Below are 24327 nucleotides of genomic sequence, written 5' to 3'. Positions count from 1 at the left end.
CTTGCAAAATTCATATTGCGGCGCATTATAATCCGCATGGGTTATGATGGGGGTCGGCATGAAACGCGTTGTCGTGGGTCTTCTGTTCACCGGTTTGGCGCTGACGGCGCCGGCCTTTGCCAAAAAGGCCCCGCCGGTGCCGACGCCTGCGGAGCAGGTGATCGCTGCCGAACGCGCCTTTGATGCCTTCACCTTCGCACACGGCTTCAATAAGGGCTTTCACGAATATTCGGCGCCCAATGCCCTGACCTTCGCCCCCGCGCCTGAACGCACGCACGGCAAGACAGCCACAGCCATCGCCGCCGATCCCTCCGAAACAGCCTCACTGCTCAGATGGTGGCCGTCACGTATTGGCATCTCGTCCTCCGGCGACCTCGCCTATGACCTCGGCGGCTGGACCTATGGCGACAACCCGGATGGCGGATGGTTCTTCACCGTCTGGCAAAAACGGGCCGATGGCACATGGAAATGGCTGATCGATACCCGCGCCGGCAAGGGAGCGGTCGACGCCCTGCCCGCGAAATCACCGACCTATACCGATTTCATTCCGCATGGCACAAGCGACAGCCCCGGCACCGCCGCCGGCGAAATGATGGCGGCCGATGTCATGCTCAACAAGGCGCTGAACCTGCAAGCCGCCGCCACGGCCTATAATGGCTTTCTCGTTCCCCCCTCCATCGTGACGCAGGACGACGGCGCCCCGGCCCAGACCCTGGACGCCCGCCAGCCGATTCTCGACGCTCGGCCCCAAGGCCTCACTTGGGCACCCGAAGGCCAGGGCATCTCGCAGGCCGGTGATTTCGGCTATACTTGGGGCCATGCCGCCACCGACAATCACGATGCTATTGTACAGGGCTACTATATCCGCGTCTGGCGCAAGGACGGGCCCAGCGCTTCCGACTGGCACATCATCGCCGATATCTACCATGCGGCCAAACCGGCCGCATAAGAAAAGCCCTCCGGCGAACCGGAGGGCTTCATCCTGGCGTCTGGGCCGAAACCTAGACCCGCGACAGCTTCACATCGATATTACCGCGCGTGGCGTTTGAATATGGACAGACCTGGTGCGCGTCGGCGATCAGCTTGTCGGCGACTTCCGGAGCCAGGCCCGGCAGCGAGATTTTCAGCTCGACCGTGATGCCGAAACCGTGGCTGATCTTGCCGATGCCGACGCTTGATTCGATGCTGGTGTCGGCCGGCACGGCGATCTTCTGACCGGCGCCCACCGCCTTCAGCGCACCGATGAAGCAGGCGGCATAGCCCATAGCGAACAGTTCTTCGGGATTGGTGCCGTCACCACCGGCGCCGCCCAGTTCCTTCGGCGTCGACAGCTTGAGGTTTTGATTGCCCGCCGTGGCGGCGCCTTCGCGGCCGCCGGTGGCCTTGCCGTGGGCGGTATACAATACGGTTACAACTTCGGTCATTTTTAGTCTCCTTGGTTAAGTTCGATAATGCACAATTATATTGTGCACAATTTGATGTCAATTAAATTGTGCGCTATATAATTTTTTATGTCTAATTCATCGCCTCCTGAGCTTTTGCTCGAAAACCAGATCTGCTTCGCCGTCTATTCGGCGGCGCACGCCTTCGCGCAGGCTTACAAGCCGCACCTTGACCCGATGGGCCTGACCTATCCGCAATATCTCGTCATGCTGTTGCTGTGGGAACAGGACGGCCGCTCGGTCAACGCACTGGGCCAGCCCCTGCATCTCGATTCCGGCACCCTCACCCCCCTGCTCAAGCGCATGGAAAAGGCCGGCCTGGTCACCCGCCAGCGCGACGCGAAGGACGAGCGCATCATGCGCATCCATCTGACCGATCATGGCCGCGCCTTACGCGAGCGTGCCCGCGCCATCCCGCCGGCCATGCTGTGCGCCTCAGGCCTGGAACTGGAGGGCCTCATGGCTTTGCATGAAGAAGTCAAGGCGCTCGGCCGGAACCTGCGCGAAAAATAGTCGAAAAAGACGCCTTGTCAGTCCGTTTCAATTGTCCTACAAATACCGTCAACAATAATACCGGACACTTCAGGGAGACTTTTCATGCGTCATTACGCGATTTCTTTAACCGCGCTCGGTTTGCTGGCCTTCGGCTGGACGGCTATGGCCGCCGCCGCCACGCCGGTCACCAAGGCGACGATCGACACCACCAAGCCCGGCGCTGAAATCAGCCGTCAAATCTTCGGACAATTCGCCGAACATCTCGGCACCGGCGTCTATGGCGGCATCTGGGTCGGCAAGGATTCGCCCATCCCCAATACCCGCGGTATCCGCAATGATGTCGTCGCCGCCCTGAAAGCGATCAAGGTGCCCAACGTGCGCTGGCCCGGCGGCTGCTTCGCCGACGAATATCACTGGGAAAAAGGCATCGGCACAGGCAAGCGCCCCGTCACGCTCAATTCCAACTGGGGCGGCGTGATCGAGCCGAACACCTTCGGCACCGATGAATATATGGACTTCCTCAGCCAGGTCGGCGCCGATGCCTATGTTTCGGCCAATGTCGGCTCGTCCAATCCGCGTGAAACCGCCGAATGGCTGGAATACATGACCTCGGAAAAGGAAACCAGCCTGGCCCAGGCGCGCCGCGAAAACGGCCACCCCGCCCCCTACGCCGTCCATTTCCTCGGCATCGGCAATGAAAGCTGGGGCTGCGGCGGCAACATGACGCCTGAACACTATACCGACGAATATCGCCAGTTCTCCACCTACGCCAAGAACTACAACCCGGAGCAGGTGGGCGACAAGCGTATGCTCAAGATCGCTTCCGGCGCCAATGTCGACGACTACAACTGGACCGAAGTGTTCATGAAGAACAAGTCGAACGATGTCGATGGCCTGTCACTGCACTACTATTCGGGCTTTGAGAACTGGCCGCCTTATCAACCAGCCTCCGGTTTTGACGAAACCGAGTACGCCAAGGTGATCAAGACCGCCCTGCGCATGGACGAACTGATCACTAAGCACTCGGCCATCATGGACAAGTACGACCCGGAAAAGAAGGTCGCGCTCGTGGTCGATGAATGGGGCGCCTGGCTGAAGAACGAACCTGGCACCAATCCGGGCTTTCTCTACCAGCAGAATTCCCAGCGTGACGCCGTGCTGGCCGCCGTGTCGATCAATATCTTCACCCGCCACGCCGATCGCGTGCGCATGGCCAATATCGCCCAGATGATCAATGTCCTCCAGGCCATGATCCTGACCGACGGCGACAAGATGGTGCTGACTCCGACCTACCACGTCTTCAAGATGTACGTGCCGTGGCAGGACGCGACCTTCATCCCCGTCAGCTATGACGCCGGCGCCTACAGCCACGGCGGCGTCACCCTGCCACGCGCCGATATCACCGCCGCGAAAGCCAAGGACGGCAAGGTCTATGTTTCGATCACCAATATCGACCCGACCCAGCCGCTTGAAATCGATCTGTCAGCGCTCGGCCTGAAAGCGAAATCTGCCTCTGGCCAAACCCTGACGGCGCCGAAGATCGACAGCATCAACACCTTCGACAAGCCGAATACCGTCGCACCGAAAGCTATCTCCGCCACCGCGAAAAATGGTGGCCTGATTCTGAAGGTTGCGCCGGAATCGGTGACGGTCGTCTCACTGGATTAACTCCGGCAACACGAACAAAAGCCCCCGCCGGTCTTGCCGGCGGGGGCTTATTTTTAGGCCGTTGCGGCGAGGTTCAGGTATACAGGCCGGCTTTTTCCAGGTGTTCCTTGACGCGGGCTTCCAGCGTTTCGGACAGCATGAGGCCCGTCGGGTGATCCACGGCCTTGATCTGGCCACGGACGATGGCGCGGATCGCATCAAGATGCGCCTCCACCAGCTTCCACGGCGCGATCATGCGCTTTTCATCTTCGTCAAGCATCTTGCACAGCGAACCGGCGACGCGTGTGATCAACGGAAACCCATAGGTCGTGCCCAGGCCCTTGAGGTCATGGGCGCGATAGAAGAGCTGATCAGCGTTGACCATGTTCAGGCCCTCTTCCTTGATCAGGGCCTGCACGTCTTCCAGCTTCTTGATTTCATCCATCAGCCAGTCCTGGAAGTGGCTCGACAGATCAGCCAGCGCCGCTTCCGCCCTGGCGATGGCCTGCGGGTCCACAGCCGCCATCCGTCCGCCGACCTTGGCGCGCAGGGTATTGGGCACTTGAATAATTTGAGCTTTTTCCGGCATGGCCATTCTGGGGAAACCTTCTACGCAAATATAATGAAGCCAGATTACACGAAGGTCATTTAAGAAGCGCTAATGCGGCCGAAATTATTATAACCCTACTCAGGCGCCACCCGCCAGATGCGATTGCCCGCGTCATCCGACACATACAGGGCGCCTTCCGGCCCGACCGCCACGCCAACCGGACGCCCCGAAACGCGCTTGTCATCGAGGATGAAGCCGGTCAGGAAATCCTCATATTCGCCCGTGGGTTTGCCGTCTTTAATATGGGCGATGACCACCTTTGATCCGGTCCGTGCCGAGCGGTTCCACGAGCCATGCAGGGCAATGAAGGCATTGCCGGCATATTGCGCCGGAAAGGCCGAGGCCGCCCCCACCGGCGTCTGATAGAAGGTGAACCCGAGCGGCGCCGAATGCGAGACGAACAGCGTGTCCGGCAAACTGACCTTGCCCTTGAGATCAGGACGAACGCCGGCCTGGCGTGGATCTTCGTGGTCGCCGAGATAATACCACGGCCAGCCGTAGAACTGGCCATCGGCTATGCGCGTGAAATAGTCGGGCACAAGATTGTCACCCAGCATATCGCGCTCATTGGTCGTGCAATAGAGGTCGTTCGTCCCCGGCTTGAAGGCCAGGCCGACACAGTTGCGGATCCCGGTGGCGAAGACATGCCGGTCGCTGCCGTCAGGCTTGAAACGCAACACCAGCGCCCGACCTGCCTCGCTGCCCCAGCTTTCGCCGAGCGCGTGACCTGCCACAAATCCGGCGGGCGGTTTACCTGTGCCTTCCGCGACATTGCTCGCCGAACCCACGCTGACATACATATATTGGCCATCGGCCGAAAAGGCGATATCGCGCGTCGAATGCCCGCCGGTGGTCGAGAGATTGGCCACCACCGTTTCGGCCTTGCCACCGGCGACGGGAATCCGCACCACCGATCCGACATTGGCAACATAGACATATGGCCCCAGGAAGGCGATACCGAACGGTTCTTTCAGCCCTTCTGCAAAGGTTTCACGCGTGGCGCTGAGCTTGCCGCCCTGGTTACGGAAAACGCTGATGCGCCCCTTGCCGGATTCAACGACATAGAGGTCGCCGTTCAGCCCCGTGCGCATATTGCGCGGGCCATCGAGATCTTTCGAGAACAGCGACACGGTAAAGCCGGCCGGCGCCTGCGGCAGGAAATCATCGCCGGGCGCTACATAACGTGCACTGTTGCCCGCCGAATCGGTGGCGAAGGGCTTTGGCAGATCAGCCACCGTCACCCGGTGCAGCACGCCCGGCGCGTCCTTGCGCCAATCCAGATTGTCATTTCCACTTATGGGTCCGCTCACCGGTTCAGCCGTTTTGGCAGCAGCAGCCGTCTTGCCGGTCAGGCTTGTCAGATAGGCGATCAGGTTGCGGCGGTCTGTGGCGTCCGGCACATTGACCGGCATCTGCGTGCCCGGCATGGCCTGTTGCGGATCGGCGAGGAAGGCGTCGAGATTACTGTCGTTCCAGGTTTCGCCGCGGTCGTGGGCCGTTTTCAGCGCATCCGAATAATCAAAGCCCGCCACACCGCCGACCTTGCGCCCGGCCACGCCGAAGAGGGGCGGTCCCTGGAAGGCGCCCATCGCCGGGCTGGCGTCATGGCAGAGGGCGCAATTGGCGGCGAAAACCGCTTTACCCGCCGCAATTTGCTCCGGCGACGCCGCCCTGGAACAGGCCGGCAGGCTCAGGGCCAGCAGCAGGCATACGCCCGCAAATAACGGCTTTATCAAATCCCCAGCAAGGGGGCGGGATCGGGACAGATACGTTTCCATTGTTCACGCTCGCTCTTCTTGAAAACCCCGGGATAATCGCCCCGCTTGTCCTGCATATCGAGGATAAGCTGGAAATGCAGGTGTGGCGGCCAGTCACCATTTACCGCCGCTGCGCCCAGTCGTGCAACCTCTTCTCCCGCCGCCACGGGCTTTCCAATAGCCAGGCCATAGAGGCTGTCACGGCTGAGGTGACCATAAAGCGTGTAAAAAGTCAGTTGTGAGGTAACCGCGTGCGCCAGAATAATCGTCGGGCCATAGTCCTTCGGGTTAGCGTTGTCCTGAAAACTGTGCACGACCCCAGCCAGAGGCGCGAAAACCGGCGCGCCGGCGGCCTCGAAAAGATCGATGCCAAGGTGAACGGTGCGCGGTTCAGCCCCGTCCGGCGCCGCGAAAACCGGCCCGGAATAGATGGCGCGTTCTTCGTCATAGCCGCCGACAAGCAGACCTTTCGCCAGAACCGCATCCCCCGGCAGGCCATTTTTCAGACCCAGGGCTTGTGCCCCTTCGGCATCAAGACGGATCGGCTCGAAATGCGTATGCAGGCCAGCCATGATCTCGGCACGCGGCGGGGCGGTTTTCAGCCAGTCGGAATAGAGATCATATGTCATCTGGTTGAGCCTATCGCAGACTTGCCCGCCCGGCAATCACGCTGTAGGACACCCGCATGAGTGTAACAAAAACATATGACGGCGACGAGCCGGTACGGGTCAACAAATGGCTGGCGCAGAGCGGCGTGTGTTCGCGGCGCGAGGCCGATGCCCTGATCGAACAGGGCCTTGTGCGCATCGACGGCGAAACCGTGACCTCGGCCGGCCACAGGATCGAACCCGGCCAGACCCTGACGCTCGATCAGGATGGCGCCGCGGCGCTCGACGCCCGCATGACCATCCTTTATCACAAACCAGTCGGCATCGTGTCAGGCCAGCCGGAACCGGGCGAAACTCCGGCCATCCGCATGATCCGCCGCGCCAATGTTTTCGGACCGGCGGATGTCTATCCCGGCTTCGAGACCAGGCTGGCGCCGGTCGGGCGGCTCGACAAGGATTCGCGCGGCCTGCTGATCCTGTCGGAAGACGGCGTGCTGGCCAAGGCGATTATCGGGCCGGAAAGCGACCTAGAAAAGGAATACCGCGTCGTCGTGCGCGGGCCAATTTTCGAGGAAAAGCTGAAATGGCTGCGCCACGGCCTCGAACTCGACGGCCGCAAGCTCAAGCCCGCCAAGGTGGTCCAGACGGGCGACCAGACCCTGACCTTCATCCTGAAAGAAGGCCGCAACCGCCAGATCCGCCGCATGTGCGATATGTGCGAACTGCGCGTCACCGACCTTTACCGTGTCCGCATCGGTAGTTTGCGCATCGGCAACCTGCCCGAAGGCCAATGGCGCTTTATGACTCCGGAAGAGCGCGCCGAACTCGTTAAGGGCTGACATAACGGAAAGTGACGGACAACCGTCGCTGGCGCGGCAGGATCAGCCCACCCACCTTATCCGTCTTGCGGCCGGTAATACCATGCATCCATTTGTCGCGCGCCTCGCCCTGCATGATCAGTCGACTGCGGGGATAAAGATACTGGCTGCGCGTGGCATGATCCATGCGGGTAAATTCCATCATGATCGGCGAACCCAGGCTGATAATGGCCACGGACTTGATGCGCTCCGTATCGCGGTCCTTGTGGTCGCCAATCCCCTGCCCCGGATGATATTCGTTGATCAGCGCCCGCGCTGGCACACCTGCGAAAACACCATCCCGGTGCAAGCGCTCCCCCAACCAGCACAGCCAGTCAGGCATCGGCTGCGGTTTATATTCGCCCAGCGCGCCATAGGTGGTATCGTCCGGCGACCAGCCGTACCATTGCCGGCGGCGCAAAAGCTCCATCGACCACGGTTGTTTGTCTATCTCCGCAATCAACCCAGCCTCTTCTTCCGGAGTGATATAGTCGTCCAGATAGCTCAAACCATCGATGGCCTCTTCTTCAAACAGTGACAGACTTGCGGACATTTTACGATCTCATTTACGGAACAAAATAAGAACATTTATTTAAGCCGGAATCAACAGGGCTTTTGTGGCCTAAGCGACGCATTTATGCTTCTACAGTCGTGAGATATAGCGAACGAGAAACCTTATGTGCGAACTTCTGGCGATGAGCGCCAATGTCCCGACCGACGTGCGTTTCAGCTTCGCTGCTTTGTCGCAGCGTGGCGGCGCCACCGGCAAACATACCGACGGCTGGGGCATCAGTTTTTACGAGCACAAGGGCTGCCGCAGCATCCACGATCCCAATCCAAGCGCGCATTCGGAACTGGCGCGCTTCATCAAATCCTATCCGATCAAGAGCCTGATCGTCATTGCCCATGTGCGCAAGGCCAACCGCGGGCGTGTGGCGCTGGAAAACACGCATCCGTTCAGCCGCGAACTGTGGGGCAGCGCCTGGAGTTTCGCTCACAACGGCCAGTTAAAGGGGATCAAGAAGCGGCCCCTGACCTTCTATGCGCCAATCGGCACCACCGATAGCGAACATGCTTTCTGCTGGCTGCTCGATCGCCTGCGCATCCTGTACCCGAAACGACCGTCCGACCAGACCCTGGCCCGCGCCATAGCGGACCTGTTCGCGGACCTGCGCGGCCTGGGGGTTTTCAATGCCCTGCTGAGTGACGGCCGTTCGCTCTATGCCAGTTGCTCGACCAAGCTGTGCTACGTCGAGCGCCGCGCACCTTTCGGCCCCGCTACGCTTATCGATGAAGATATGGAGGTCGATTTCGCCAAGGAAACCACGCCGGACGATCGCGTGGTGGTGGTGGCGTCAACGCCTTTGACACGCAATGAGATATGGATCCATGTGCCGCCACAAACGACACTGGTGGCCCGCAAAGGAACTATCGTCAAAACATTCCGGCGATAAACCGCTGACGTTGCCCCACACCTTTTCAACGATCAGGGTCCAGGGGGCTTGCCCCCTGGTGCGGCCAGCCGGGGTCGAACCGGCATAGGATTGCTCCTGGCAGATTTTAAGTCTGCTGCGTCTACCAATTTCGCCATGGCCGCATGTCCAGGCAGGCAGGGGGATGCTTCTGCCTGAAATGGAAGGAGTCGTAAAGACGCAGAAGCTCAAGAAAGCAAGAAACCCCACCACCACCGGCCAGAGGCCGGCGGTCCCACTCCCCACCAGAGGTGGGGAGGTACAAGATGTCCCCTACTTCTCGTCCTTTAGCGGCAGTTTGAAGCGGATATCCGTATTGGCCATCAGCCACAGGGTGGCCGTCCAGGCGGCGACGTTCTGGTTTAGCTGCTGCGGATCGACCCGATCCAGCGTGTCATTGGGCGTATGGTGGGTATCGAAGTAACGATAACCATCCTGATTGAGGTCGAAGGCCGGCACGAAACCGTTCATGGCGCCGGAATCCTCGCCGCCTTCCGGCGTCGCCTTGGCGTCGTTATAGATACCGAGCGGATAGAGCAGGTTGCCGAGTTTGGTGACAAAGGCGGCATCATCGGTCGGCGACAGTGAGAAATTATTGATCTTGTCCGCACCGAAATCGGATTCGGCGTGGGCGACATAATTGGCCAACTCGGACTTGTGCGCCTCACGGAAGGCGCCGCCGCCGGTTTCCGTCGTATCGCCGGCCGGTTGCGACACCTCTTCAGACCCCCAGAAGACGACACGGATGGTGCGCTTTGGCTTGAAATTGTGATCGATCATCACCTTTGCCGCTGCCATGGTGATGGCGATGCCCGCGCCGTCATCGATAGCGCCGGTGCCCTGGTCCCAGCTATCGAGATGGCCGCCGACGACGATGACCTCCTCCGGCTTTTCCGTCCCAACGAGATCGGCCACCACGTTCTGGGAGGTCCTGAGACCGAGGAACTGCCCTGTAGTCGTCATTTGCAGGCGGAGCGGCCCGGCCTTTCCCGCCTTCTGCAAGGCCTCGATACGGCCGAGCTGCGAGGCGTCCGGCGCGCTGATCGCCATAGCAGGGATGCCCTTGCCATCTGACCATATGGAAGCGCCGGCGTGGGCGAAACGATCCCCATCCGTGCTCAATGACCGCATGACGAACCCAACTGCACCCCGCTTCTGCGCCTCGACCGGCCCCTTGGCACGCACCGTGCCCGACATGCGGCCATAGCCGGAGCCATTGCTGGCCTTGGCCATCGACTGAAGGATGACAACAATCTTGCCGGTTACGTCGGCCTTGGAATCGAGAAATGCCTGCCAGGTATCATACATCACCGCCTCGCCTTCGACCGAACCAGCGGTCGAGCCACCGAGCGACACGCCGACCAGCGGCTGGGCAAATTCACCGGTAATGGCGATGGTTTCCGGGCCGCCGCGCGCCCAGACATGCAGCGGGAAGGTTTCGATATGGACGTTCTGGAAGCCCAGCGCTTTCAATTGCGTCGCCGACCATTCGGCCGCCTGCCTCTCGCGGTCACTGCCGGCCGGGCGCGGCCCGAAGCGCGTCGTCAGTTCGGAAAGGAAGTCATAGGCGACATTGGATTTCAGCGCGTCATCACGCAAGGCCGCGGCCTGGTCTTCCACCGGCATGGCCGCCGCCACAGGGGCCGGCTTTGGTTTCGCCATAACAGGCACGGCAGTCAGGGCGAGCACGGCAGCAAGGCCCGTAGCGGCAAATTTCATGATTATTCCTCAGACTACGCGGTTATTTCTTCAAAACTGGCCAGGGCGTTGCGCGCCTTACCGGCCTCAACGACAGAGACTAAAGCGGCCTTTAGCTCGTTCGTGGCAGCATCGACCTGCCCGGCATCCCGTCCTCGCACGACCAGTTGGGTGCCGAATTCACCATTGAGCGACAGGCCGTAAGGATAACTGCCCAGCGACAGGTCGGGATAACGCCCGTTGATCTCGCGCAGCGCGTCGGCCGCGGCGCTTTCCCCGACATAGGACAGCTTGACCGTACGTGACAGCACACGGGCGCCGGTGCGCAGACGCGGCGCCACGTCTTCCAGCATGGCCTCCATGATCTTGGGCACCCCGGCCATGACGAAGACATTGCCAATCTGGAAACCGGGTGCCGCTGAAACCGGATTTTTGATGAGGTCGGCGCCATGCGGAATGCGCGCCATGCGGCGGCTGTTCTCGTTGAGCGTCCAGCCCATAACGACCGACCGATCCGTCAGCAGCTTCAGCGCCGCCGGATGTTCGCTGATATCGACGCCAAAGGCCTTCGCCATGCAGTCGGCGGTGATGTCGTCGTGCGTCGGGCCGATACCGCCAGTGGTGAAGACATATTCATAGGTATTGCGCACCGCGTTGACCGTAGCGACGATCTGCGCTTCATCGTCATGGACTACGCGCACTTCGCACAGGTCGATACCGAGCGCGCCGAGGAATTTGGCGATTGTGTTGATATTGCTGTCGGTGGTACGCCCCGACAGGATCTCATCACCGATAATCACGATAGCGGCGGTTGGATTGGTCGTCATGAGGAAAGGACTCCTGTGGTATCAGACTCGCTTATCGGCTTTAGCGGCCTCATAAAAGGGCGGCTCGTCACCAGATACAAGCGATTCTTCGCCGATATCGAACTGGATACCGGGGAAACCATTACAGCACACTGTCCCAACCCCGGCAAGATGCCGGGCCTGCTCGATTCCGGCACGCCGGCCCTGGTGACGCACTTCAACGATCCGAAAAGGAAGCTGCAATACCGGCTGGAAGCGCTGGAAGAAAACGGCATCTGGGTCGGCGTCAATACCCAATGGCCCAACCGCCTGATCCATAAGGCCATTGCACAGGATCTGCTGCCGGAACTGACGGGCTACGGCGCGATCCAGCTGGAGAAAAAATACGGTCATAATTCGCGCATCGACCTATACGCCAGCGGTCACACCTTCTTTGCCGACGCCTATATCGAGATCAAGAACGTCCATTTCTCACGTCAAAAAGGTCTGGCGGAGTTTCCCGATTGCGTGACGGAACGCGGCGCCAAGCATTTGTACGAACTGATCGAGATGGTGAGGGTCGGCTACCGCGCCGTGGTGGTTTTCTGCGTCCAGCGCGATGATTGCCAGCGTTTCGATATCGCCCGCGACTGCGATCCGGGCTTCGGCCGCGCCTATGACGCCGCCCGCGAAGCCGGCGTGGAATTTATCGCCGTCAGTTTTGGTTTTTCAATGGAAGGTCTGCGACTGGCTCATGTTCTGGAAATCGCCTGATATCTACGCCTTTTTAGGCCGCTTGGAACCGAGTGCCACCACCGCCAGCAGGGCCGGCATCAAGGCGGCTTCCTGGCCGGGCACGGCGAAATAGCGCGGCTGCCAGTCCGGCTTGAACTTTTCCTTGTAGGCGCGCAGGCCCTCGAAATTGTAAAAATCGCCGCCGAACTGATAGATGACCGAAGCGATCTTGTACCAGGCCCGGCTGAGGGGCTTGGCCTCCAGCCCGGCCAGCGGCGCCATGCCGAGCGAGAAATGACCATAGCCCTGTTCGCGGCTGTAGGCGATCAGTTGCAGGAACAGATATTCCATGATGCTCGGCGGTGAGGCCGGATCGTAGCGCATCAGGTCGAGCGTCAGCAGCGCCTTATCTTGCGTTGGCCACAGGTTGGCGAAGGCCATGATCTCGCCGTCGAGCCGCACCACCGCCACCGGCGTCAGGCGCATGTAATCGGCCTTGAAGGAGCCGAGCGAATAGCTTTTTTCCCTGGCCGATTTGGTTTTCAGCCAGGCGTCAGAGACCGCTTTCAGCCGCGGCATATGCGGCTCCAGATCTGCCGGCGCGATGACCTCGAAGGTGGCCTTCAGTCCCTCGAAGCGCTTGAGAGTCTGACGAAAGCCATAGCCCTTCTTGCCAGCCAGATCGAAGCAACGGACATCGACCAGGGCCTCCTCGCCGATTTTATAGGGCCACAGGCCAAGGTCGAGCACGAGCGGCAGCAGCGCCGGGCTGACCTGGTAGAAGCTGAGGCGGGCATTGGCCATAGCGGCCATTTCCTTTAACGCCCAGCAAAGCGCCGTCGCTTCTGCCTGCGGGCCGGCAGGTTCGCCCATCACCACCCACTGATTGCCGGATACGCCATACATGATGAAGGCGGTGCGGGCGTCATTCCATAGTATCTGCTTGTCACGCAACAGAGCCAGCCAGGCCTGGGGATTAGACGCACCGGAAACAACCGCTTTCAGTGGTTCCATATCCTCTACATCCGGCATTGGCGGCGTCTGACGCGCGATGCCGAACAGGCGGTAAAGCGTGATCAGGGTGATGGTGACGATAATGACGACGACGCCGCGCAGGAAGCGCGAGGTATTGGCGCGATAGGAGAAATCGACCCACATCGAATGGGCGTACGGGTGATGCTTGTAGACATAGAAGCCCCCCCAAACGACCAGGCCCAGGGTGAACAGACTGACCAGGCCCCATAACGGGTTGATCGACAGGCTGAACAGGTTTGACCGGCGGTTGAAGGCGCTCTTGCACGGAATCAGCAGCAGGGCGCAGATGGTCAGCAATACGGCGTTGATCAGGGCCAGCTCACGGGTCAGCGAGAACACGGCGCCTGCACAAAAAAGCATCAGCGCCATATACCACGCCGTCTCGATGCGCTCCCACAGCGCGCGCGCCAGGAAGATCATCATGACCCCGATGACAAGACCAATAATATGCGAGAATTCAACCAGACCCAGGGGCAGCCACTTCTGCACCATCGGCATGACAGCGGGATCGATAGGCGTCAGGATCGACAGCAGCAGCAGGGTGCCGGCCGCGAACATTACGGTCGCAAACGCCGCCGGGATCATCCGCGTGGCGAAATCGAACAGAATATGATTGAGATTAACCCTAGCCGTCATATGTGGCTATTCACCACAGTTCGGTGATGCGGTCTAGCTGGACTTGCTGCACCAGTTGTCGCGGATATCCAGTTGCAGGCATAGCGACTGCGCCTGATCGTCGCCAGTGACCGGGCCGACCTTCAATCGCACCATCGGCTTGCCGGCGGCGGTGGTGATTTTCTGATAGACCGGATGGTACTGCTCGACGCCGGGATAGCGGGCCTGCAAGCCCAGCCAGGCATTTTGCGCGGCATCGGTCGAGCCGAATGAGCCGACCTGGATCAGGCGATCGCTACGGGGGGTAATGGTCGTCGCCACCGGTATCGCTGCCGGAGCTGGGGCCGCATTTACAACGCCCGTCTTGAGCGGCGCATTGACTTCCGTCGGCATCTTGAGCGGATCGACAATGGCGATCTTGAATTTCGGACGGGCAATCGGGCCGTCGCCATCGCGCAGCAGGCCGCCCTTGCCGACCGTCAGTTCCTTGGCCGTATTGACGACCAGTTCGACGTCTTCCCTATTGAGGCTTTTCGCATCTGCATGATCGGCCGGCTTACCGTTGTCATCGACGGGGATTTCCTTGATCCTGGCAAGGGATTCCTTGAGGTTCTGATTATCGCAGGCGGTCAGACCCAAAGACATGCTAAGCGCCAGCGTCGCCGCAGCGCACAAAATGAAGACTTTACGAAGGGGGGCAAGATCGGTCATAAGGCCGATTATGCACCAGACCCGCAAAAATAGGGTTAGCGAACATGGTTAATAACGGACAGTTGATTAGAGCGTTTCTTATCTGATCACCATATCTGAAACGCTCTAATCTTTTTAGTTTACGCGCTTTTTAGTCCGAAAACCGGATCGCCGGCGCGGTACATTACACTTTTCGGAAAGCGCTTATGCCGGATACCGCCCACCCCTTTGAAACCGCCCGCGTCCGCACCCTGCCCGCCCTGAAGGCTGAGCTTGTCGCCTTGCGCGCCGGCGGGGCCACTGTCGGTTTCGTCCCTACAATGGGCGCCCTGCACGACGGTCATCTGGCGCTGGTCCGCCACGCCAAATCGTTGTGCGACAAGGTGGTGGTGTCGATCTTCGTGAATCCGCTGCAATTCGCCCCGACCGAGGACCTCGACCGTTACCCGCGCGATGAGGCCGGTGATATCGCCCGCCTGCAAAGCGTCGGCTGCGATCTTGTCTATCTGCCGACCGTCGATGTGCTCTATCCGAAAACTTTCGTCAGCCGCATCGAGATGAACGGTCCGGCGCTGGGCCTGGAAACCAACTTCCGCCCGCAGTTCTTCTCCGGCGTCGCCACCGTGGTGTCGAAGCTGTTCAACCAGGTACGTCCGGATGTGGCGGTCTTCGGCGAGAAGGATTTCCAGCAACTGGCCGTCGTTCGCGCCCTGGTGCGCGATTTCGACATGGGGATAGACGTTGTGGGGATGCCGACCGTGCGTGAAGCCGACGGCCTCGCCCTCTCCTCGCGCAATGCCTATCTGACGCCTGAAGAACGCGCCATAGCGCCGAAGCTGCACCAGGCGCTTGAGGCCATCCGCGATGGTGCCGATATCGAACAGGCGAAAACCGATCTGCAAGGCGCCGGTTTCGGCCAGATCGACTATATCGCCCTGCGCGATGCCGATACGCTGGGCGACATCACGCCAGAGACCCAATCCCGCCGCCTGCTCGCCGCCCTATGGCTCGGCAAGACTCGTTTGATCGATAATATTCAAGCTTGATTTAGCTCAATCGCCGCATGGCTCGACGCACAAACGGGCGCGACGGCCTTTGGCCTTGCCATTTGCAATCTTATGCAAATGGAGAATCACCAAACGCCCGCCTCCTTCAGCGCCTTCATCATGTCCGGCGGCAGGTCGGTCTCACCTTCGATAATATCGCGCGGCGCGTCTTCCGGCTTGAGGTAACGCCAGCCCTGGAAGGCGCGGCGCGGCTGGGCCTCGGTCAGAATATTCTTCGTCCGCAGGCCGACCCGCCAGTGATCGGCCTCTTCGTCGAATGAAGCGATTTCGCGCCGGCACAGGATCACGCCCTTGATCACCCAGTAGAGCGAACCGCCATCGAGCAGTTCTTCCCAGCGCGTCGGGCGATTGCGCGTATGGATGTAGGAAATCTCCCCGCGCGCCTTTTCCCAGCGCAGCAGGTCATCGAGGCTGTCCGCCCCAACGCATAATTTTACCAGATGAATATCACTCAAACGGACTGAGGCCTTAACAGCGTTAAAAAAGAAGCTTAAATATTTAGAAGCAAATCAGGCGCACTTCTATATCAAAAGTGTGCTTTTGTGTCATGAGGAAGCGGTTTCGCATAAAAGGTATGGCTAAAGACACCCCCTCCCTGCAAGCGACATTGGAAAGCCTGTTCGGCACGGCCCTGGGCCAGAGCGCCAGCCTGATCTCCCTGCCCGGCGGCTCGCGCCTGTTCAGCGCCGGCGATGAATCGGATCACCTCTATCTGCTGAGTTCCGGACGCCTCGGCGCGTTCCGTCATGACGAGGACCACGACGAGCTGTCCCTGATCGGCATTATCCGCCCCGGCGAACCCGTCGGTGAAATGTCGTTGATCGCCGGCACCTCGCACACCTCGACCGTCATGGCCCTGCGCGATTCCGATCTGCTGGCCATGCCGCGTGACGCCTTCTTCGCCGCCATGGAATCACGCCCGGAACTGACCCTCGCCCTGGCCAAGAAGATGATCGAGCGCGCCAAGCGCGAAGTGCCCAATGTCACGCCCAACGTCTTCGCCTTTTACGCCATCTGCGACCAGCCGATCCGTCCGCTGGTCGATCGCGTGGCGGTGCAGGTGCGGGCGCTGGGTTATAAGGTCGCCGTCATCGACAAGACCTTCCACGGCACCTCGCCGGAAGCCTTTACCCGGATAGAGGCCGAAAACGACTATGTGCTGCATGTCGCCGAATGCCACGAAAGCCACTGGCGGCTGCTGAGCGCCCGCCAGGTCGATCACGTCTTCCTGCTGGCCAATGCCGAGCGCCCGCCCGACGCCATTGCCAGTGGCTGGGAAAAATCGCTCCTTCACCGCGCGCCCGACCTGGTGCTGATGTATCCGGATAGTATCAGGCCCCACATCCCAGGCCGCACAAAGGCCTGGCTCGATGTCATCGAGCCGACTCGCTGGTTTCATACCCATCCTGATAATGTCAATGACGCCGCCCGGCTGGCGCGTATCGTTACCGGTCACAGCGTCGGTGTTGTCTTTTCCGGTGGCGGGGCGCGCGCCTTCGCCGAAATCGGCGCTATCCAGGCCCTGCGCGAAGCCCACATTCCGATCGATTTCGTCTGCGGCTCCTCTATGGGGGCGATCCTCGCCGCCAGTCTGGCGCTCGGTTGGGACGAGGCCGAGATCGACTGGCGCATCCGCGACGCCTTCGTGAATACATCGCCGCTCGATGATGTGGTCATGCCGTTCATCTCGATGGTTTCCGGCGCCAAGGTCGACAAGCGGCTGGAAAAGCATTTCGGCGACATCCAGATCGAGGATATGCCGATCCCCTATTTCTGCCTGTCGTCCAACCTGACGACCGGTGTGCTCAAGGTCCACAAGACCGGTGTGTTGCGTCAGGCGTTGCGGGCGTCTATCTCCCTGCCCGGCGTCCTGCCCCCGGTGGTGGAGGATGGCCAGGTGCTGGTCGATGGCGCGGTGATGCGCTCCTTCCCGGCCACCATGATGCGCAATACCCACCTCGGCACCGTCATCGGCGTCGATGTAACGCGGGCGCGTGGGCTTGATCCGCGGGCGCTGAGTATGCCGAAAAGCCTGACTTCATGGTTCGCACGGGGCGAATGGCGGCGCGGACCGCCGATCGTCTCAGTCATGATGCGCTCGGCCACCATCACCACCGCCGCCGACCTGGCGCTGTCACGCGCGGCCACGGATCTTTTGATCATTCCGGAGCCGGAAGGTGTCGAGATCCGTGACTGGAAGGCCTATGACAAGGCGGTGGAGAGCGGTTACCAGACGACAGTGGCGACCCTGGCCCAGCTCGATTCGCCGGTGACGACCCTGCGCAAGATGGGCAAGAGCGTCCATCCGAACATTCCAGCCTTCACGCCTGACGACAGCTATATGGCGACCGCGGTCGAACCACCGGACAGGTTGGGCCGAACCTAGTCTTTAAGACCACCCAGCCGCTTCATGATCAGCCAGACCGAAATCGACACGAACAGGATGCCGAGCGCAGCCGTACCAATGGAAATAAAGGTATAGCTGTCGACCATGCCATTGCGGATCACCGTCTGATCATGTGTCGCCTGCCACCACGCGCCGGTGGCGATGCCAAGACACCCCAGTCCGATAGCGCTAATAATGATCCACCATAGGGTCTTGACGATCATCTGCCACAGGCTGTCGTGTTCCTCTTCGGTGTTTTCCGAAGACAGGGCGATGCGGTCACCATTCGTCATCCACGTGTCGTTGTCGTCCTCATAGGTCGCGGTCTGGAAGTTCGATGACGGGCCGGCGCGCAGGAAAGGCTGTTCCGGCTCAGGCCGGGCGGCTTGTGGCGCTTGATAATCTTGCGGTAGCGGACGCTGGAGTTGGTCGCGCCAATGCAGGCCGCTGATTTCGGCCGCGATCGGCGCATTGGAGGGGGCAGAGAAATCGACCGGTGCGGGACGCGGCACTTCGACGAGCGCCTCTGTCTCCGCCGCAGCCATTGTAGCCGCCGGGATTGGCTTCGCGTAAGGGTTCAGCGCCGTGATCACCGGCGCCGGCATGGTCGAGGCCGAACCGGTCGGGCTGAAATCAACGACCGTTTCGGGTTCTGGTTCTGGCGATAGGGCTTCCGCACGCGAGGAAATCTCAAACGGCGTCGATTCGACAGTGGAAGGTGAAATGACGCTGTGATTGGTAAATTCGAGATCAGACTGCGCTATGGGCGATGGCGTCGAGACGGTATTTTCCGGAGGCGCTGGCTGCGGTTCGGGCACGGCTTTCCGGCTTAAAGTCCCCCCCAGCGGGCGACCGAGATTGCCGCCGCCATAGGGTGAATAAAGTCGCATCAAGGCAGCGGCCGCTTCGGCCTTACGCGTTTTTTCCGCTTCGTCATCGGCCTGGGGCGCCTGAGAGGGCGCGGCCTCTTCCTGCTTGCGTTGCACCTGCTCCAGATGCGCCTGTTCGGCCTGCGCCTTCTCGGCGGCCTGGCGCTCGCGCTCCAGGCGTTCGGCTTCGATGCGCACTTGCTCAAGTCTGGCCTGCTCAAGTCTGGCCTGCTCGAAACGGATCTGTTCCTGGCGGGCAGCTTCAGCACGGATCGAGACAAGACGGGCCGCCTCGGCCGCCTCAGCCTCGATACGTGCCTGCTCTAATTTGGCCTGCTCTAGTCTGGCCTGCTCTAGTCTGGCCTGCTCAAGACGTTCAACGTCAAGACGTTGCTGTTCCTGCACGCGCGCCTCTTCGCGCAGACGCGCCGCCTCGGCCTCCCGCTGTGCGTCAAGACGTTCGACTTCTGCCCGGCGGGAGTCTTCTAGCCGTCTTTGTGCCTCCTGCGCGGCGGCAAATCCTTGCGGCAAGCTTTCCACAACCGCTTCCTGCGGCGCATTCAAATCAATAACCTGGCGCTTCGCCGCCGACGCATACGGATTGATGTAGCCGGCGTCAGGCGCAGCCTCAGCCACCTGATCATTGCCCGCCAGATCCTCAACCGGACGCCCAAGCATAGCGGCCTGATGACTGATCTCCTCTGGTGTCAGGAACAGGTTCTTTTCGGCGGCCCGGCGGCGGATCAGCGGGGCCAGCACATAGGTCTGGCCGTTGAATTCAGCCGAGCGCCAGCTATCCATGGCCAGCGCCGCCTCGGCGAAACGGCCTTCATTGATGCGCTTGAGCACGGTTGAGTGAGCGAAATTCTCAGCCCCGATATTGAAGCAGAATGACACAAGCGCATCGAACTGGTTCTGGTTCAGCGGCACGAGGATCAGATTATTGATCGAATCCACCACCGGAAGCAGGTCAAAACGCAGCAGGGCGTCGGCGTCTTCCTGGGTGACTTTGGCCCCTTCACGGGCGGAAAACGTATGGCCGTAACCCAGGGTCCAGCGACCATCGGGCAAACGGGCAGCGGCGGTGCGCAGCCCTTCAAAACTCTTGATGAGTTCGACCCCCGCGCGGGAAACTTTTTGACGCGCTCTCATCCGTAATCCCAGTCCCTGAACCTGGCCCCAAGGCCGAACACGACAGGCGCAATACGCCTGATTGCCCCAAAACAAGACAGTTTTCGGGCCTTGTGTCCTTTTCTAGCAAACCACAGACCATTTAAGCATTACAAGAGTATTATGGCCGCCAGGCCGAGGAAACTGAAAAAGCCACAAAAATCGGTGACGAGCGTCACGAAGATCGGCGACGCCCCCGCCGGATCAACCCCCATTTTCGCCGCGCCCATAGGGATCAGTGTACCGGCCAGCGCCGCCATGGTGAAGTTGATCAGTATGGCGCCGGCGATCACGCCGGCCAGCTTGAGATCATGCCAGAAGATAAAGGTCACCGCCGCAAGGCCCGCCGCCACGCACGCGCCCACCAGCCAGCCGGAGACCACTTCGCGCCACAGGGTGCGGGTGGCATTGGCGGCCGTCAGTTCGCGGGCGGACAAGGCCCGCACCGAAACGGTCAGGGCCTGGGTGCCGAAATTGCCGCCGATCGAGGCCACCACCGGCATCAGGCTGGCCAGAACCACCATCTTGACAATCTCGGTCTGGAAAGCGTTGATCACCGTCACCGAAGCGAAGGCGGTAGCGAGATTAATCAGCAACCACGGCAGGCGCGACTTGACCATGCCCATGATGCCGGTATCGCGGCCTTCGATATCCGACACACCACCGAGGGCCAGAATATCTTCGCGGTTTTCTGCCTGGATGATATTCACGATATCATCGACCGTGATCTGCCCGACCAGACGGCCAGAGGCATCGACCACCGGCGCCGAGATCAGGTGATATTTTTCGAAGACATAGGCGACCTCTTCCTGGTCCTGATCGACCGTTATTTCGGTAATCGGTTCCATGAGTTGCGACAGCGGCAGGTCGCGCTTGGTGCGCATCAGCACCGATACCGGCACAGCGCCAACCGGCTTGTGGCTGGGGTCAATGACATAGATGTCGAAGAACAGCTCCGGCAGGTCATCGCCGTTTTCGCGCATATGGTCGATGGTATGGCCCACCGTCCAGAACGCCGGCGCGGCCATAACCTCGCGCTGCATCAGGCGGCCGGCGGATTCCTCTTCGTAGGCCATAAAGGTGACGATGGCCTCGCGTTCGCTTTCCGGCATGGCGGCCAGAACAGCCCTTTGCTGGTCTTCCTCAAGGTCTTCAAAAACCGCCGCGGCGTCATCGGAATCGAGTTCCTGCAACACCTCGGCGATGTCCGCCGTGTGCATACTCTCGATGACTTCCTCGCGGATATCGTCATCGAGTTCCGGCAGGATATCGGCCAGGGCGTCGGAGGGAATCCACGGGATGACCTCCTCGCGGTAATCTTCCGACAGGAAGCCGAGCAAGTCGGCGATGTCGGCGTAATGCAGGGCGTCGAGCAATTCGCGCAGGCGCAGGCCGTCGCCGCGATCGGCGGCGTCGATGACCAACGAGATATATTGCGGATTAAGGGCGTAATCGTCCTTTAGGGCGAAATCTTCGATCTGCTCCGGCGTCAGGAGGTCCGCATCGCGGTCACGCGCTGCTTCACGCAGGGGCGCCTCAGAAACGACCATATCATTTTGCAGGGCGTCGGATGCTTTTTGAGGGGTTTCGGATTTCTGGCTCATGGCTCAGCCTCCCCTTAATGCGAATGCGCATACCTCAAAAATTTAACCTGCCGTCCGTCTACCCGGCCCTGGTATTGGCCTGATATAGCTCACTGAGCGAAGGCTGGTGCGGTCAAGAAGACTCGAACTTCCACGGGTTGCCCCACAGCGACCTCAACGCTGCGCGTCTACCAATTCCGCCATGACCGCAAGCCATCCGGAGAGGGGCGCAGATAGCAACACTTGAGCGCTTTGGGAAGCCCTTAATCGCAACTATCCCAAAATATTAGCTTCCGATCGCCATGAAATCATAAACATTGGCCTGACGGGTCACCACGATCGAGATTTTCTCCTCGAAAATCTGGATTTCGCCGCGCGCCACCGGATGGTTATTGGCCAGAATCCACACCTCGTCATGCTCGTGGGCATCGAGCGGAATCACCGCGCCCCGGCCCATGCGCAGCAGTTGCGCCATCGGCAGAACCGAACGCCCGAGCAGAACCGAAATTTCGACGGGAACAGCGCCCACCTGATTTGACACGAAAAAAAGCCCCTTAAACCCACACATCTCAGAGGGAAGCCCTATATTAGGCCCTTGCCTCTTAACAACTTATGACACATTGAAGCGACATGCTTTCCGAGACGTTAAACCCTCCGCCCTTTGCCAAAAAAGACGGCGCGCCGCCCGAATGGATCGTGGCGCCCTCAGCCGTCCCTTATCCGGAGGCGCTGGCCTTTATGGAGGCGCGTGTGGCCGCCATTGCTGCCGGAGAGGCGCGCGAAATGGTCTGGCTGGTCGAGCATCCGCCGCTCTATACCGCCGGCGTTTCGGCGAAAAAGGAAGACCTGATCGCGCCGGATCGTTTTGAGGTTTTCGATGCCGGACGCGGCGGGCAATATACCTATCATGGTCCCGGCCAGCGCGTCGTCTATGTCATGCTCGACCTGAATCAGCGACGCAAGGATGTCCGCGCCTTTGTGGAAGCGCTGGAACAGTGGATCATCGCTACACTATGGCGCTTCAATGTCGAGGGACATATCCGCAACGGCCGCGTCGGTGTCTGGGTTGAGCGCAGGGACAAGGGTTACGAGCCGCTGACCGAAGATAAAATCGCCGCCATCGGCATCAAGCTGCGCCGCTGGATCAGCTTCCACGGCATCAGCCTGAACGTCGAACCCGACCTGTCACATTTCGACGGCATAGTGCCGTGCGGCATCACTGAACATGGCGTCACCAGCCTGCTCGACCTCGGTCTGCCGGTGACGATGGATGAGGTGGATTATGCACTGAAATCGAGCTTCGAAGCGATCTTCGGGCCGGTGGAAGAAAAGTAAGAAACCCCACCACCACATCTCGCCAGCGCAAGCGCTGTCTTCGTGCGCCCCCCCCCCCGGCAAAGCCAGGGAGGTACAAACTGAGTAGCTCTTCTCGTACCTTCCCACCTCTGGTTGGGAGGGGGACCGCGCCTCGCTTGAGGCGTGGTGGTGGGGGTTCTTGCTTAACTTTCGCCCTTAACCTTCGCGCGGCGTCAGGCGAAACAATGTCCGGCCATAGCGATTATCACCGCGCTCACCGGGCATGACGCACAGGTCGATGACCGCCCAGGCCAACACCACCACAGCAATAAAATCGAAAAAGCCCTGCGGACGTGGCCACACCATCACCACCGCCAGCAGGATCACCGCCGCCCACCAGCCGGAGCGGCCACGGTCATGCAGGCGCTTGGACAGCACGCAGGCGCCGCAATAGAACAAGACCGGATAGACGACCCAGTTGAGAAACGACAAGGCGCCCGTCACCACCGACTCATAAACCGCCAGGAACAGCAACAGCACCGCCGCCGCGATGATCGAAGGCATCTGCCCGGCCCGGCCCGTGGACGAGAAAAACAGTTCGCTCCAGTCGATCTTCGAATTCATAGGCGGCTCCAATCCGTTTCCCTGCCCTTATACCATGATAACACAGGCGAAAAGCAAAAAGGCTCAAGGCAGGTCGAGGCCAATTTCACGACAGAGCTTGCCTATATCATCCGGCACCGTTGCTTCGAGCATAAACTCGCCGCGCCCGTCCGGATGCGGAAAGGTCAGACGCAGGGCATGCAGCATAAGCCGTGTCACAGCCGCGCCACCGAGTGACAACGCCCCGCCATAACGCACATCACCGGCAATCGGCGAACCCATTTCCGCCAGATGAACGCGAATCTGGTGCATTCGGCCGGTATGGGGTTCACAGCGCACCAGCGCCGCGTCATCGGTGCGACCCAATACCTGGAAGGCCGTCTCGGCGCTCTGGGCGTCCGGATGATCCGCGGCACAGACACGGCTATAGGCTTCCCGGCCGATCTCTTCACGGCAAAGCGGAAAGGTGATGACGCCCGACTCCGGCAGGTTTTGCGGATTGGAAACCACGGCCAGGTAGGTCTTGGCGAAGGCGCGGCGGATCATCGCCTTGCCGAGATACGAAGTCGCCGGCTGGGTTTTCGCCACCAGCAGTATACCCGATGTATCGCGGTCAAGGCGATGGATCAGCATGGGCCGCCGGCCGCTCGGCTTGACGAAGGTCCACATCATGTCGTCGAGATTATTGCCGCCGCCGCGACCACCCTGCGAGGAAAGTCCCGACGGTTTGTTGAAACCCATGATATCGGCGTCCTCATAGACGATCATCGACTTCACCCACGCCTGATCGGCTTCCGGAATGGCTTTTGGCGCCTTGCGCGGATTATCGCTCTTGCTTTTCTGCGGCGGACGACTGCGACCGCTTTCAAGGGCTTTCTGATGATGATGGGAATGCTTGGACATAGGC

At 60.3% G+C, this 24327-nt stretch carries 24 protein-coding genes and 2 tRNA genes; 9 read left to right on the top strand and 17 right to left on the bottom strand.

The window, feature by feature from the left end; all coding sequences use genetic code 11:
* The first annotated feature begins 58 nt into the window (after window positions 1–58).
* Window positions 59–949, top strand: a complete 891-nt coding sequence (locus VL130_RS10330) for a hypothetical protein (RefSeq protein WP_325362799.1) — start codon at window positions 59–61, stop codon at window positions 947–949.
* Window positions 950–1001: 52 nt separating this feature from the next.
* Here VL130_RS10330 and VL130_RS10325 read toward each other — a convergent pair whose 3' ends face one another.
* Window positions 1002–1424: an organic hydroperoxide resistance protein gene (locus tag VL130_RS10325; RefSeq protein WP_325362798.1), complete on the bottom strand. Its 423-nt coding sequence runs from the start codon at window positions 1422–1424 to the stop codon at window positions 1002–1004.
* 87 nt (window positions 1425–1511) lie between these two features.
* On the opposite strand from VL130_RS10325, the gene VL130_RS10320 reads away from it, so the two are divergent.
* Both VL130_RS10320 and VL130_RS10315 read left to right on the top strand, forming a co-directional pair.
* Complete coding sequence (locus tag VL130_RS10320) at window positions 1512–1955, top strand: MarR family transcriptional regulator (protein ID WP_325362797.1); 444 nt, start codon at window positions 1512–1514, stop codon at window positions 1953–1955.
* 84 nt (window positions 1956–2039) lie between these two features.
* Window positions 2040–3605, top strand: a complete 1566-nt coding sequence (locus VL130_RS10315; protein WP_325362796.1) for an alpha-N-arabinofuranosidase — start codon at window positions 2040–2042, stop codon at window positions 3603–3605.
* A 73-nt stretch (window positions 3606–3678) separates the two neighbouring features.
* Here VL130_RS10315 and VL130_RS10310 read toward each other — a convergent pair whose 3' ends face one another.
* The 3 genes from VL130_RS10310 to VL130_RS10300 all read right to left on the bottom strand — a co-directional run bounded on the left by VL130_RS10310 (window position 3679) and on the right by VL130_RS10300 (window position 6580).
* Entirely contained in the window at window positions 3679–4173 is a 495-nt protein-coding gene (locus VL130_RS10310; protein ID WP_325362794.1) for an Hpt domain-containing protein, read from the bottom strand.
* 95 nt (window positions 4174–4268) lie between these two features.
* Entirely contained in the window at window positions 4269–5930 is a 1662-nt protein-coding gene (locus tag VL130_RS10305) for a PQQ-dependent sugar dehydrogenase (protein ID WP_325362793.1), read from the bottom strand.
* Window positions 5927–6580: a peptidoglycan DD-metalloendopeptidase family protein gene (locus tag VL130_RS10300; RefSeq protein ID WP_325362792.1), complete on the bottom strand. Its 654-nt coding sequence runs from the start codon at window positions 6578–6580 to the stop codon at window positions 5927–5929. Before VL130_RS10300 ends, VL130_RS10305 begins: the two co-directional genes overlap by 4 nt.
* A gap of 56 nt (window positions 6581–6636) precedes the next feature.
* Between VL130_RS10300 and VL130_RS10295 the strand changes: the two genes are divergently transcribed.
* Window positions 6637–7398 carry a pseudouridine synthase gene (locus VL130_RS10295; protein ID WP_325362791.1) on the top strand — a complete coding sequence of 254 codons (762 nt, stop codon included), beginning with the start codon at window positions 6637–6639 and terminating at the stop codon, window positions 7396–7398.
* On the opposite strand, the gene VL130_RS10290 is transcribed toward VL130_RS10295, so the two are convergent.
* Complete coding sequence (locus VL130_RS10290) at window positions 7388–7969, bottom strand: alpha-ketoglutarate-dependent dioxygenase AlkB (protein ID WP_325362790.1); 582 nt, start codon at window positions 7967–7969, stop codon at window positions 7388–7390. The genes VL130_RS10295 and VL130_RS10290 overlap by 11 nt on opposite strands.
* A 124-nt stretch (window positions 7970–8093) precedes the next feature.
* Between VL130_RS10290 and VL130_RS10285 the strand changes: the two genes are divergently transcribed.
* Complete coding sequence (locus VL130_RS10285) at window positions 8094–8870, top strand: class II glutamine amidotransferase (RefSeq protein WP_325362789.1); 777 nt, start codon at window positions 8094–8096, stop codon at window positions 8868–8870.
* Between the two features lie 56 nt (window positions 8871–8926).
* Here the strand turns inward: VL130_RS10285 and VL130_RS10280 are convergent.
* From VL130_RS10280 to VL130_RS10270, 3 genes are all read right to left on the bottom strand, one after another.
* A tRNA-Leu gene (locus VL130_RS10280) sits at window positions 8927–9013 on the bottom strand.
* Between the two features lie 148 nt (window positions 9014–9161).
* A complete protein-coding gene (locus tag VL130_RS10275; protein WP_325362788.1) occupies window positions 9162–10607 on the bottom strand; it encodes a M20/M25/M40 family metallo-hydrolase in 1446 nt (481 codons plus the stop codon).
* A gap of 14 nt (window positions 10608–10621) precedes the next feature.
* Window positions 10622–11413: a competence/damage-inducible protein A gene (locus tag VL130_RS10270; RefSeq protein ID WP_325362787.1), complete on the bottom strand. Its 792-nt coding sequence runs from the start codon at window positions 11411–11413 to the stop codon at window positions 10622–10624.
* A 15-nt stretch (window positions 11414–11428) separates the two neighbouring features.
* On the opposite strand from VL130_RS10270, the gene sfsA reads away from it, so the two are divergent.
* Window positions 11429–12145 carry a DNA/RNA nuclease SfsA gene (gene sfsA / locus VL130_RS10265; protein WP_325362786.1) on the top strand — a complete coding sequence of 239 codons (717 nt, stop codon included), beginning with the start codon at window positions 11429–11431 and terminating at the stop codon, window positions 12143–12145.
* Window positions 12146–12148: 3 nt separating this feature from the next.
* Here the strand turns inward: sfsA and VL130_RS10260 are convergent, their stop codons facing one another.
* On the bottom strand, window positions 12149–13777 hold the full coding sequence (locus tag VL130_RS10260) for a phosphatidylglycerol lysyltransferase domain-containing protein (protein ID WP_325362785.1): 1629 nt from the start codon (window positions 13775–13777) through the stop codon (window positions 12149–12151).
* 33 nt (window positions 13778–13810) lie between these two features.
* A complete protein-coding gene (locus VL130_RS10255) occupies window positions 13811–14401 on the bottom strand; it encodes an SPOR domain-containing protein (protein WP_325362784.1) in 591 nt (196 codons plus the stop codon).
* Window positions 14402–14652: 251 nt separating this feature from the next.
* Here VL130_RS10255 and panC point away from each other — a divergent pair, with 251 nt between their 5' ends.
* Window positions 14653–15492: a pantoate--beta-alanine ligase gene (panC, locus tag VL130_RS10250; protein WP_325362783.1), complete on the top strand. Its 840-nt coding sequence runs from the start codon at window positions 14653–14655 to the stop codon at window positions 15490–15492.
* An 86-nt stretch (window positions 15493–15578) separates the two neighbouring features.
* Here the strand turns inward: panC and VL130_RS10245 are convergent, their stop codons facing one another.
* Window positions 15579–15968 carry a DUF1489 domain-containing protein gene (locus tag VL130_RS10245; protein ID WP_325362782.1) on the bottom strand — a complete coding sequence of 130 codons (390 nt, stop codon included), beginning with the start codon at window positions 15966–15968 and terminating at the stop codon, window positions 15579–15581.
* A gap of 119 nt (window positions 15969–16087) precedes the next feature.
* Between VL130_RS10245 and VL130_RS10240 the strand changes: the two genes are divergently transcribed.
* Window positions 16088–17899, top strand: coding sequence for a patatin-like phospholipase family protein (locus tag VL130_RS10240; RefSeq protein ID WP_325362781.1), 1812 nt, complete (start codon window positions 16088–16090; stop codon window positions 17897–17899).
* Here the strand turns inward: VL130_RS10240 and VL130_RS10235 are convergent.
* The 4 genes from VL130_RS10235 to VL130_RS10220 all read right to left on the bottom strand — a co-directional run bounded on the left by VL130_RS10235 (window position 17896) and on the right by VL130_RS10220 (window position 22089).
* Window positions 17896–19920, bottom strand: a complete 2025-nt coding sequence (locus VL130_RS10235; RefSeq protein WP_325362780.1) for a glycoside hydrolase family protein — start codon at window positions 19918–19920, stop codon at window positions 17896–17898. The two genes, VL130_RS10240 and VL130_RS10235, sit on opposite strands and share 4 nt — an antisense overlap.
* Before the next feature lie 128 nt (window positions 19921–20048).
* Window positions 20049–21542 (bottom strand): magnesium transporter, encoded by a 1494-nt coding sequence (gene mgtE, locus VL130_RS10230; RefSeq protein ID WP_325362779.1) that lies wholly within the window; start codon window positions 21540–21542, stop codon window positions 20049–20051.
* Between the two features lie 104 nt (window positions 21543–21646).
* Window positions 21647–21731 (bottom strand) — tRNA-Leu (locus VL130_RS10225).
* Window positions 21732–21807: 76 nt separating this feature from the next.
* Window positions 21808–22089: a FliM/FliN family flagellar motor switch protein gene (locus VL130_RS10220; RefSeq protein WP_325362778.1), complete on the bottom strand. Its 282-nt coding sequence runs from the start codon at window positions 22087–22089 to the stop codon at window positions 21808–21810.
* 62 nt (window positions 22090–22151) lie between these two features.
* Between VL130_RS10220 and lipB the strand changes: the two genes are divergently transcribed.
* Window positions 22152–22856 (top strand): lipoyl(octanoyl) transferase LipB, encoded by a 705-nt coding sequence (gene lipB / locus VL130_RS10215; RefSeq protein WP_325362777.1) that lies wholly within the window; start codon window positions 22152–22154, stop codon window positions 22854–22856.
* 177 nt (window positions 22857–23033) lie between these two features.
* On the opposite strand, the gene VL130_RS10210 is transcribed toward lipB, so the two are convergent.
* Window positions 23034–23441, bottom strand: a complete 408-nt coding sequence (locus VL130_RS10210; protein ID WP_325362776.1) for a DUF805 domain-containing protein — start codon at window positions 23439–23441, stop codon at window positions 23034–23036.
* A gap of 63 nt (window positions 23442–23504) precedes the next feature.
* Complete coding sequence (locus tag VL130_RS10205; RefSeq protein WP_325362775.1) at window positions 23505–24323, bottom strand: RluA family pseudouridine synthase; 819 nt, start codon at window positions 24321–24323, stop codon at window positions 23505–23507.
* Window positions 24324–24327 lie beyond the last annotated feature (4 nt).

The sequence above is a fragment of the Asticcacaulis sp. genome, assembly GCF_035497195.1.
Taxonomy (GTDB): Bacteria; Pseudomonadota; Alphaproteobacteria; order Caulobacterales; family Caulobacteraceae; genus Asticcacaulis.
Note: the sequence above shows the minus strand (reverse complement) of the source record. Positions and strands in the feature narration are given on the sequence as shown.

Excerpts from the sequence above, each read along its gene's own strand:
- VL130_RS10330 (WP_325362799.1), top strand. The coding sequence starts at position 59 with ATGAAACGCGTTGTCGTGGGTCTTCTGTTCACCGGTTTGGCGCTGACG.
- VL130_RS10325 (WP_325362798.1), bottom strand. The coding sequence starts at position 1,424 with ATGACCGAAGTTGTAACCGTATTGTATACCGCCCACGGCAAGGCCACC.
- VL130_RS10320 (WP_325362797.1), top strand. The coding sequence starts at position 1,512 with ATGTCTAATTCATCGCCTCCTGAGCTTTTGCTCGAAAACCAGATCTGC.
- VL130_RS10315 (WP_325362796.1), top strand. The coding sequence starts at position 2,040 with ATGCGTCATTACGCGATTTCTTTAACCGCGCTCGGTTTGCTGGCCTTC.
- VL130_RS10310 (WP_325362794.1), bottom strand. The coding sequence starts at position 4,173 with ATGCCGGAAAAAGCTCAAATTATTCAAGTGCCCAATACCCTGCGCGCC.
- VL130_RS10300 (WP_325362792.1), bottom strand. The coding sequence starts at position 6,580 with ATGACATATGATCTCTATTCCGACTGGCTGAAAACCGCCCCGCCGCGT.
- VL130_RS10295 (WP_325362791.1), top strand. The coding sequence starts at position 6,637 with ATGAGTGTAACAAAAACATATGACGGCGACGAGCCGGTACGGGTCAAC.
- VL130_RS10290 (WP_325362790.1), bottom strand. The coding sequence starts at position 7,969 with ATGTCCGCAAGTCTGTCACTGTTTGAAGAAGAGGCCATCGATGGTTTG.
- VL130_RS10285 (WP_325362789.1), top strand. The coding sequence starts at position 8,094 with ATGTGCGAACTTCTGGCGATGAGCGCCAATGTCCCGACCGACGTGCGT.
- VL130_RS10275 (WP_325362788.1), bottom strand. The coding sequence starts at position 10,607 with ATGAAATTTGCCGCTACGGGCCTTGCTGCCGTGCTCGCCCTGACTGCC.
- VL130_RS10270 (WP_325362787.1), bottom strand. The coding sequence starts at position 11,413 with ATGACGACCAATCCAACCGCCGCTATCGTGATTATCGGTGATGAGATC.
- VL130_RS10260 (WP_325362785.1), bottom strand. The coding sequence starts at position 13,777 with ATGACGGCTAGGGTTAATCTCAATCATATTCTGTTCGATTTCGCCACG.
- VL130_RS10255 (WP_325362784.1), bottom strand. The coding sequence starts at position 14,401 with ATGTCTTTGGGTCTGACCGCCTGCGATAATCAGAACCTCAAGGAATCC.
- panC (WP_325362783.1), top strand. The coding sequence starts at position 14,653 with ATGCCGGATACCGCCCACCCCTTTGAAACCGCCCGCGTCCGCACCCTG.
- VL130_RS10240 (WP_325362781.1), top strand. The coding sequence starts at position 16,088 with ATGGCTAAAGACACCCCCTCCCTGCAAGCGACATTGGAAAGCCTGTTC.
- VL130_RS10235 (WP_325362780.1), bottom strand. The coding sequence starts at position 19,920 with ATGAGAGCGCGTCAAAAAGTTTCCCGCGCGGGGGTCGAACTCATCAAG.
- mgtE (WP_325362779.1), bottom strand. The coding sequence starts at position 21,542 with ATGAGCCAGAAATCCGAAACCCCTCAAAAAGCATCCGACGCCCTGCAA.
- VL130_RS10220 (WP_325362778.1), bottom strand. The coding sequence starts at position 22,089 with ATGTGTGGGTTTAAGGGGCTTTTTTTCGTGTCAAATCAGGTGGGCGCT.
- lipB (WP_325362777.1), top strand. The coding sequence starts at position 22,152 with ATGCTTTCCGAGACGTTAAACCCTCCGCCCTTTGCCAAAAAAGACGGC.
- VL130_RS10210 (WP_325362776.1), bottom strand. The coding sequence starts at position 23,441 with ATGAATTCGAAGATCGACTGGAGCGAACTGTTTTTCTCGTCCACGGGC.
- VL130_RS10205 (WP_325362775.1), bottom strand. The coding sequence starts at position 24,323 with ATGTCCAAGCATTCCCATCATCATCAGAAAGCCCTTGAAAGCGGTCGC.